This window comes from Novosphingobium sp. NBM11 (assembly GCF_015390225.1).
In the GTDB taxonomy this organism is placed as follows: domain Bacteria; phylum Pseudomonadota; class Alphaproteobacteria; order Sphingomonadales; family Sphingomonadaceae; genus Novosphingobium.
The window spans coordinates 4,142,984-4,151,563 of the sequence record NZ_VUOG01000001.1 but is presented as its reverse complement, the minus strand read 5'-3'; the positions used below and the strand labels follow the sequence as shown (position 1 = coordinate 4,151,563).

Sequence of the window (8,580 nt, the reverse complement as noted above, 5' to 3'; positions counted from 1 at the left end):
CGTCCGTTGCAAGGCGGACGCCTTTTCAAATGAAGTTTGTGCATAGGTATGCGCTTTTGAAAATCCTTGGATTTCCGAAGGCGCCACAGGACAGGATGGGATCATGAACGTCACTGAAATGACCGCCAAGATGGCTTCCGGCAAGGGCTTCATCGCCGCGCTCGACCAGAGCGGCGGTTCGACGCCCAAGGCGCTCAAGGGCTATGGCATCGAGGAAGGCGCGTGGAGCACGGACGAGGAAATGTTCGGCCTGATCCACCAGATGCGCACGCGCATCATCACTTCGGCCGCGTTCACCGGCGAAAAGGTGATCGGCGCGATCCTGTTCGAACGCACGATGGACGGCGATGCCGGCGGCAAGCCCGTTCCCGCCGCGCTGATCGAACGCGGCGTGGTGCCCTTTATCAAGATCGACAAGGGGCTTGAGGACGAAAAGGACGGCGTCCAGCTGATGAAGCCGATGCCCGAGCTCGATGCGCTGCTCGAACGCAGCAAGGCGCTGGGCGTCTATGGGACCAAGGAACGTTCGGTGATCAATTCGGCCAACCCGGCCGGGATCGCCGCCGTGGTGAAGCAGCAGTTCGAAGTCGGCAAGCAGGTGCTCGCGCATGGCATGATGCCGATCATCGAACCCGAAGTGAACATCAAGAGCGAAACCCGCGCCGAGTGCGACACGATCCTGCTCGCGGAAATCCTCAAGAACCTGGACGAACTGCCCGAAGGCACGCAGGTCATGCTCAAGCTGTCCCTGCCGATCGTGCCGGGCACATTCGATCCCCTCGTCGCCCATCCCAAGGTGCTGCGCGTCGTCGCGCTGTCGGGCGGCTACAAGCGCCCCGAAGCCTGCGTCGAACTGGCGAAGAACGCGGGGATCATCGCCAGCTTCAGCCGTGCGCTGCTCGAAGACCTGCGCCACCAGATGACCGACGCGGAATTCGATGCCTCGCTGGCCGGCGCCATTGACGAAATCTTTACGGGTTCGACCGTCAAGTCCGCCTGACGATCTATCGATTGCAGAGGATGGGAAAGGCCGCCCCTCGCCCCGCAAAGCGGGGGAGGGGCGTCTTGCTGTCGGGAGACCGATAGCCGGGGAGAAGCCATGACCGGACCGGCATGTTCATCGTCCACCTTTGCCTATCATCGCGGCGTGGCGCCCATGGCATGGGTGCTGTTCGGGCTGGCTTCGATCGAGCTTGTCGTGGTCCATCTTCTCGTTGCGCTGCGCTGGCCATGGCTGGCCTGGCCACTGACCGCGCTGACCGCGGCGTCTCTCGCCTGGATCGTGCGGTGGATACGGTCGATGGCGCGGCTACCCCATGTGCTTGCCGAAGGGAGCTTGCTGCTCCGCGCCGGTTCGCTGCGACAGATCAGCGTGCCGCTGGGTGCTATTGCGGTTGTGCGCAGAAGCTGGCAGCCGGGTGCGCACAAGGAGGCGGGTGTGCGCAATCTCGTGCCCCTGGCCTATCCGAACCGGATGCTGGTGCTCTCGCCGCCGCTGGCGGATCGGCGCCCGGTTCATGCGGTCATGATCAGGCTTGATGATCCCGCCGCTTTCGATGCCATGCTGGCCGCGCAGGGCGTGCGTTTCGAAGATTGACCTTGTGATTGCCGCCGCCCCGCAACGGCGGTAGAGCGCGCCGATGACGCAACCCGCCAGCGAACTGTATCTCATCTCCCCGCTCGATGTCTCGGGCACCTTTCCCGAACGGCTGGTCCGCGCGCTGGACGCGGGGCCGGTCGCCGCGTTCCAGTTTCGCGTCAAGGACGTGGACGATCATGCCGCCGCGCGGCTGGCCGAACCGCTCCAGCGCATCTGCGCCGACCGCGACGTGGCGTTCATCGTCAATGATTCGGTCAGCCTGGCCAAGCGGCTCGGCGCCGATGGGGTCCATCTGGGCCAGAAGGACGGCGATCCGCAGGAAGCGCGCCAGCGCCTGGGGCGTGACGCACAGATCGGTGTGACCTGCCACGCCAGCCGCCACCTCGCCATGGAAGCGGGCGAGGCCGGGGCGGACTACGTGGCCTTCGGCGCATTCTTCCCCAGCACCACCAAGGAAACCGAGCATCGTCCCGAACCGGACCTGCTGACCTGGTGGTCCACCCTGTTCGAACTGCCCTGCGTCGCCATCGGTGGCATCACCGCCGCCAATTGCGCGCCGCTGGTCACAGCGGGCGCCGATTTCCTCGCGGTGAGTCACGCCGTGTGGGGCGGGGACGAGGCGCAGGGCGTGCGCGACCTGCTGGCGGCCATCGCAGCCGCGCCCCGGCGTGAAGAAGACGAATAAGCAGCGGACACCGTTCCGCGCTTGACCCAACGCAAGGCGCGGGCGCACGTAGCACGCCAATGACCGGAAATCCGAAGGGCGCGTGGGCCCCGGCGGGCATGGGGTACGGTGCGTGGGACGGAAGCGCTGGCTGGTCTGGATCGTGGTGGTACTGCTGCTGGCGGGCGCTATAGCCGGCGGGCTGGCATGGCGAACCCGGCCACCCGCGGTGGAGGTCGCCAAGGCGCGGATCGGGCCGGCGGCGGACCTCGTCTATGCCACCGGCTATGTCGAGGCTCAGCAGCCGGTATCGGTCGCCGCCCGCATCACCGCGCCAGTAGCGCAAGTGCTCGTGTCCGAAGGGGACCGGGTGCGGCGCGGCCAGCCGCTGGTTCTCCTTGTCGATGACGAACAACGCGGCCTGCTCGATCAGGCGGCGGCGCAGCGGCGCGCGGCCGAGGAAACCGAACGCCGGACGGTAACGCTCTATCGCCAGGGCTGGATGACCCGCGCCGCGCGCGATCAGGCCGTCGCCAGCGCCGATGCAGCCCGCGCCGGCGAACGCACCGCCGTTGCCCGGCGCGACCAGCTTGTCGTGCGCGCCAATACCGACGGCGTGGTTACCAAGCGCGATGTCGAGCCGGGCGATCTCGCCACGCCCACGCGCGTGCTGATCCTGCTGGGCGATCCGGCGCGCATCCGCATCACCGCGACCGTGGACGAACGCGACATCACCCGGGTCCGCGTCGGCCAGGATGCGCTGATGTCGAGCGATGCCTGGCCCGGCCGCGTGATCCATGCGCGCGTCCATGAAGTCACCCCCAGCGGCGATCCCAACGCCCGCGCCTTCCGCGTGCGCCTGCTGCCCGAAAGCGCGGGCGACCTGCCGCTGGGCATCACGCTGGAGGTCAACGTCGTCACGCGCAGCACGCAACGCGCGGTGCTGGTGCCGGCTACCGCGCTTTCCGGCGATCGCCTGTGGGTGGTGGCGGACGGACAGGTCCATGCTCGCACCATCCGGCGCGGGATCGAGGCTAACGACATGGTGGAGATCGTGAGTGGGCTGCGCGCGGGCGAGACGGTGGTCGTCGCCCCGCCTGCCGACCTCGCGGAAGGACGGAAGGTCAGGATCAAGACCCCGTGATCGGCCGCCTGCTCCTGCTGCTGCACATCGCCTCGCGCCACCTGCTGATGCGGCAGCGGCAAACGCTGGTGGCGACCAGCGGCGTGGCTGTGGGCGTCGGCTTCTTCCTGGCGGTGTCGGCGCTGATGGTCGGCAGCCAGGCCGACTTCGTGCGGCAATTGATCGACGTTGCCCCGCACATCATCATTTCCGACGAATTGCGCAGCCCGGCGCCGCAGCCGGGGGCGCGCGCCTTTCCCGACGGCGCCGTGGTGCTGCACGGCTACAAGGTCCGCAACGAGGTGCGGGGTATCAAGGACTGGCAGGCGGTGATGGCCAGCGCCGCCGCCATCCCCGGCGCGGTCGTCTCGCCCAGCCTTTCGGGTGCGGTCACGCTGCGGCTGGGCGGGCGCGAGGAGCCGCTGGGCGTGATCGGCATCGATCCCGCGCTGGAATCCCGCGTCAGCACCATTTCCGACAAGCTGCGCGCCGGGCATCTCGACGATCTGGAGCGGGTGCAGGGCGGCGTCATCATCGGGGAGGAACTGGCCAGCCGGCTCGGCCTCAACATGGGCGACATCGTCGGCGCGACGGCGGCATCGGGCACCACGCGCTCGCTGCGCATCGTCGGCCTGGTCAAGAAGGGCAATTCGCAGCTCGGCTCGTCCAACGGCTACATGCTGCTGCGCGAGGCGCAATCGCTGCTCGGCCGCCCGTTCATCATCAACCGCATCGGCATCAAGCTGAGCGATCCCTATACCGCGCAGGATGTCGCCCGCACGCTGGAGCAACGCTATGGCTACAAGGCGGAAAGCTGGCAGGAACGCTCGTCCGATTTCCTCTCGCTGTTGGTGACGCGCAACATCATCATGTACACGGTGGTTTCCGCGATCCTGCTGGTGGCGAGCTTCGGCATCTACACCGCCGTTTCCAACAGCGTGGCCGACAAGCGGCGCGACATCGCGATCCTGCGGTCGATGGGCTTTTCGGAAGCGGACCTGCAGATCGTGTTCGTCGTCGAAGGGCTGGCGCTGGCGGTGATCGGCGTACTGCTGGGCTGGTTGCTCGGCTATGCGCTGATGAGCATTCTCGGCTCGCTGCGCTTTGCCATCGGCGGCGAGGAGCAGTCGATCCCGATCGATCGCAGTCCCCGGCAATACCTGATCGCGGCGGCGGCCTCGCTGCTGGCGGGTGGTGTGGCGGCGTGGCTGCCCGCGCGCAAATCGGCCAAGGTCGATCCCGTGGATATCCTGCGGGGGGCGATGTGAGCGCGCCCGCCCCGGACCGGCCCGTCCTTGTCGCCGAAGGACTTACCCGTCGGCTGCCGGTCGATCCCCCGGTGACGCTGGTGGACGGCGCGGACCTTGCCATCCAGCCCGGGTGCTTCACCGCCATCGTCGGGCCTTCGGGCTGCGGCAAGTCGTCGCTGCTGTACCTGCTGGGCCTGATCGACCGGCCTACGCAGGGACGGCTGCTGTTCGAAGGGCGAGACATGACGCCGCTTTCGGGCGACGAGCGTGCGCGCATCCGGCTCGAACACTTCGGCTTCGTGTTCCAGTTCCATTTCCTGCTGCCCGAATTCAACGCGCTGGAAAACGTGATGCTGCCGATCCGCCGGCTCGGGAAGCTGTCTGGCGCCGAGGCCGATGCGCGCGCGCGGACGCTGCTCGCTGACGTGGGCCTGGGTGAAAAGGTGCTGAAGTCCCCCGATAAGCTGTCCGGCGGCGAACGCCAGCGCGTCGCCATCGCGCGCGCATTGGCCAACGATCCCGCGCTGATCCTGGGCGACGAGCCGACCGGCAATCTCGATTCCACCAATTCGGCGCGCGTGGTCGACCTGTTCCGCACGTTGGCGCACGAACAGGGCCGGGCGGTGGTCTGCGTCACCCACGATACCGGCATTGCCGAGGTGGCTGATGTGCGCGTGACGATGCTCGACGGGCGAGTCGAGGAAGTGCGCCGTCAACATGGGGGGCCAGCACGGCTAACGGCGCCCCGCTTTCCTAATCCGCCGCACCATGCCAGACAGGGCCTGCGAAGTCCGCGCGGGGAAGGGGCGATCCTTTCCGCTGGACCGTGTCAACTTTGTCAACTTCGTCAGGAAAAGGCGGAGTTTCCTGAACGGAGATCGAGCATGAGCGCAGGCGAATCGGGCACGGGGCCGGTCCGGGAACTGACCCTGCGCGGCGTGGTGCTTGGCGCGGTGCTGACGGTCGTGTTCACGGCGGCCAACGTCTATCTTGGCCTGCGCATCGGGCTGACGTTCGCCACCTCGATCCCGGCCGCGGTGATTTCCATGGCCGTGCTGCGGCTGCTTTCGGGCGCGACGATCCAGGAAAACAACATCGTCCAGACGATCGCCAGTTCGGCGGGCACGCTTTCGGCCATCGTGTTCGTGCTGCCGGGCCTGGTCATGATCGGGTGGTGGACGGGCTTTCCCTATTGGGAATCGGTCGCGGTGATCGCGGTCGGCGGGATCCTGGGCGTGATGTATTCGGTGCCGCTGCGCCGCGCGCTGGTGACCGGATCGGACCTGCCCTATCCCGAAGGCGTGGCCGCGGCGGAAGTGCTCAAGGTCGGCGCGGGTGTCGGTGGCGCGGATGAAAACCGGCGCGGGCTGGCGGCGGTGATGCGCGGGGCGCTGCTGGCAGCGCTCTATCCGCTGCTCGCCAAGCTTAAGCTGGTGGCGGAGGAAGCCTCGACCCTGATCCGCGTCGGCGCGGGCGGCACCGCGTTCGGCGGCGGGCTGTCGATGGCGCTGGTCGGGGTCGGGCATCTCGTCGGGCTGGCGGTGGGCATCGCCATGCTGGTGGGCATCGTCATCAGCTTCGGCGTGCTGCTGCCGGTGTTGACCGCCGGCGGCCCCCCGGCGGGGACCGAACTCGCCGATTTCATCTCCATCGTGTTCCGCCAGCGCATCCGCTTCGTCGGCGCGGGGGCCATTGGCGTGGCGGCGATCTGGACGATGCTGCGGGTGATCGGCCCGATCGTGCGCGGCGTGGCCGGAGCCATCGCCGCCAGCCGGGCGCGCAAGCAGGCGGGCTACGCCTCGCTGGACCTTAGCGAGCGCGACCTGCCGATTGGCCTGGTGGGCGGCACGATCCTGCTGTCGATGGTGCCGATCGCGCTGTTGCTGGCCGATTTCGCGGCCGGCGGCCCGGTCGCTGAATCGCTCGGGATCGGGCTGGCGGCCGCCGTGCTCTATGTGCTGGTCGCCGGCATCTTCATCGCTTCGGTTTGCGGCTATATGGCCGGGCTGATCGGCGCGTCGAACAGCCCGATCTCGGGCGTGGGCATCCTCGCCGCCCTGGGCATCTCGCTGATCCTGCTGGCGCTCTACGGGCGCGGCGGGGATGCGGCGGCAACCAAGGCGCTGGTCGCCTTCGCGCTGTTCGTCACCGCGATCGTGTTCGGCGTGGCCACGATTTCCAACGACAACCTGCAGGATCTCAAGACCGGCCAGCTTGTCGGGGCGACGCCATGGCGTCAGCAAGTCGCGCTCGTGCTGGGCGTGCTGTTCGGCGCGCTGGTAATCCCGCCCATCCTTGATCTGCTCAACGGCACCTTCGGGTTCCTTGGCGCCCCGAGCGCGGGCGAAAACGCGCTGGCGGCGCCACAGGCCGCGCTGATCTCCACCATCGCGCAAGGCGTGCTGGGCGGCAGTCTCGATTGGAACCTCGTGGGTCTGGGGGCGGCGATCGGCGTGGTGGCGCTGGCGGTCGATGGCGCGCTGCGCCGGTCGGGCCGTGGTGCCTTACCGCCGCTCGCGGTCGGCATGGGCATGTACCTGCCCACGCAGACCACGGGGATGGTCGTGATCGGCGCGATCCTGGGCCATCTCTACAACCGCTGGGCCGCGCGGCAGGCCGATCCGGAACTGGCCGAACGCATGGGCGTGCTGACCGCCACCGGCCTGATCGTTGGCGATGGCCTGTTCAACATTGCCTATGCCGCGATCGTGGCTGCCACCAACGACCCCGATTCGCTGGCGATCGTTCACGCAAACCCCGTGGCTATGCCGCTGGGCATTGCGGTGTTTGGCGGGCTGGTGGGCTATGCCTACTGGCGGATGCGGCGCGATGGCGCCGCCCGCTGATCCGGGTCAGATGTCGGAGTTGCCGCTGTCGGACCCGGACGAATCATCGCCCGCGTCGACGCCGGTCGGCGTGCCGGCGTGGATGCAGCGTGGCCCGATGAACTCGCCTGCCGCGTCGATCTGCCGCGCCATCGCGCGGTTGTTCAACTGATAGCGCCGGCCTTTCAGCGGTCCGCTCGTCATCGTCAGGATACGGCCGAACAGCGCGTAGGTGCCGCGCTTTCCGTCGGCCATCTGGTAGCTCGAATCCGGAATTGCGCGGAAGCTGTCGTCGGGCAGCGCGGTCGGCTGCATTTCGGCATCGCCCGGCAGTTCGCAGATCCAGCGCCCGCGCAGCAAGGTGTGGATCGGGCCGCCCGGAACGGCCTCGACCGGAGCCGTGACGACAAGCGCGCCGATCACGGCGAGCGAGGCAGGGAAAAGACGACGGTTCATGACGGATATCGCGCTAGCACGCGGCTGCCGCTTGAAGCAATCGGCCACAGCGGCTAAGGCGCGCGCTTCCCTACTCACGGTAAGGCTCTTTCCATCATGAAGATCAGCGGCGTGGACATCCGTCCGGGCAATATCCTGGAATACGAAAAGGGCATCTGGAAAGTTGCCAAGACCCAGCACACCCAGCCCGGCAAGGGCGGTGCCTTCATGCAGGTCGAGATGAAGAACCTCATCGACGGCCGCAAGACCAACGTCCGGTTCCGCAGCGCCGACACGGTCGAGCGCGTCCGCCTCGATACCAAGGACTTCCAGTTCCTTTATGCCGAAGGCGATGACCTGGTGTTCATGGACGTGGAAACCTACGACCAGATCACGCTGCCCAGCGATCTTCTCGGCGATGCCGCCGCGTTCCTGCAGGACGGCATGACCGTGCTGCTCGAAATGTACGACGAACGCCCGATCTCGGTGCAGTTGCCCGAACAGGTCGAAGCCACCATCGTCGAGGCCGACGCCGTGGTGAAGGGCCAGACCGCCTCTTCGAGCTACAAGCCCGCGATCCTCGACAACGGCGTGCGCGTGATGGTGCCGCCGCACATCGAAAGCGGCACGCGCATCGTCGTGGACGTGTACGAACGTTCCTACGTCGGCAAGGCGGGCTGATC

At 67.5% G+C, this 8,580-nt stretch carries 8 protein-coding genes and 1 pseudogene; 8 read left to right on the top strand and 1 reads right to left on the bottom strand.

Annotated features, from left to right (window positions below):
• The first annotated feature begins 103 nt into the window (after positions 1-103).
• From F1640_RS20100 to F1640_RS20075, 7 genes and pseudogenes are all read left to right on the top strand, one after another.
• Entirely contained in the window at positions 104-1,000 is an 897-nt protein-coding gene (locus F1640_RS20100; RefSeq protein WP_194921001.1) for a fructose bisphosphate aldolase, read from the top strand.
• Positions 1,001-1,099: 99 nt separating this feature from the next.
• The gene (locus F1640_RS20095) at positions 1,100-1,597 is read left to right on the top strand and encodes a hypothetical protein (protein WP_194920999.1); all 498 of its coding nucleotides are present in this window, start codon (positions 1,100-1,102) and stop codon (positions 1,595-1,597) included.
• Between the two features lie 43 nt (positions 1,598-1,640).
• The gene (gene thiE, locus F1640_RS20090; RefSeq protein ID WP_125955661.1) at positions 1,641-2,285 is read left to right on the top strand and encodes a thiamine phosphate synthase; all 645 of its coding nucleotides are present in this window, start codon (positions 1,641-1,643) and stop codon (positions 2,283-2,285) included.
• Positions 2,286-2,397: 112 nt separating this feature from the next.
• A complete protein-coding gene (locus F1640_RS20085; protein WP_194920996.1) occupies positions 2,398-3,408 on the top strand; it encodes an efflux RND transporter periplasmic adaptor subunit in 1,011 nt (336 codons plus the stop codon).
• The gene (locus F1640_RS20080) at positions 3,405-4,655 is read left to right on the top strand and encodes an ABC transporter permease (RefSeq protein WP_194920994.1); all 1,251 of its coding nucleotides are present in this window, start codon (positions 3,405-3,407) and stop codon (positions 4,653-4,655) included. The genes F1640_RS20085 and F1640_RS20080 overlap by 4 nt, the downstream gene beginning before the upstream one ends.
• Positions 4,592-5,173, top strand: a pseudogene (locus tag F1640_RS24900) (ABC transporter ATP-binding protein); the annotation flags it as partial. The gene F1640_RS20080 and the pseudogene F1640_RS24900, both read left to right, overlap by 64 nt.
• Positions 5,174-5,521: 348 nt before the next feature.
• Positions 5,522-7,483, top strand: coding sequence for an OPT family oligopeptide transporter (locus F1640_RS20075; protein WP_206694907.1), 1,962 nt, complete (start codon positions 5,522-5,524; stop codon positions 7,481-7,483).
• Between the two features lie 6 nt (positions 7,484-7,489).
• On the opposite strand, the gene F1640_RS20070 is transcribed toward F1640_RS20075, so the two are convergent.
• Positions 7,490-7,918: a hypothetical protein gene (locus F1640_RS20070; RefSeq protein ID WP_194920985.1), complete on the bottom strand. Its 429-nt coding sequence runs from the start codon at positions 7,916-7,918 to the stop codon at positions 7,490-7,492.
• 96 nt (positions 7,919-8,014) lie between these two features.
• Between F1640_RS20070 and efp the strand changes: the two genes are divergently transcribed.
• Positions 8,015-8,578 (top strand): elongation factor P, encoded by a 564-nt coding sequence (gene efp, locus F1640_RS20065; protein WP_124807343.1) that lies wholly within the window; start codon positions 8,015-8,017, stop codon positions 8,576-8,578.
• The last annotated feature ends 2 nt before the right edge of the window (positions 8,579-8,580 follow it).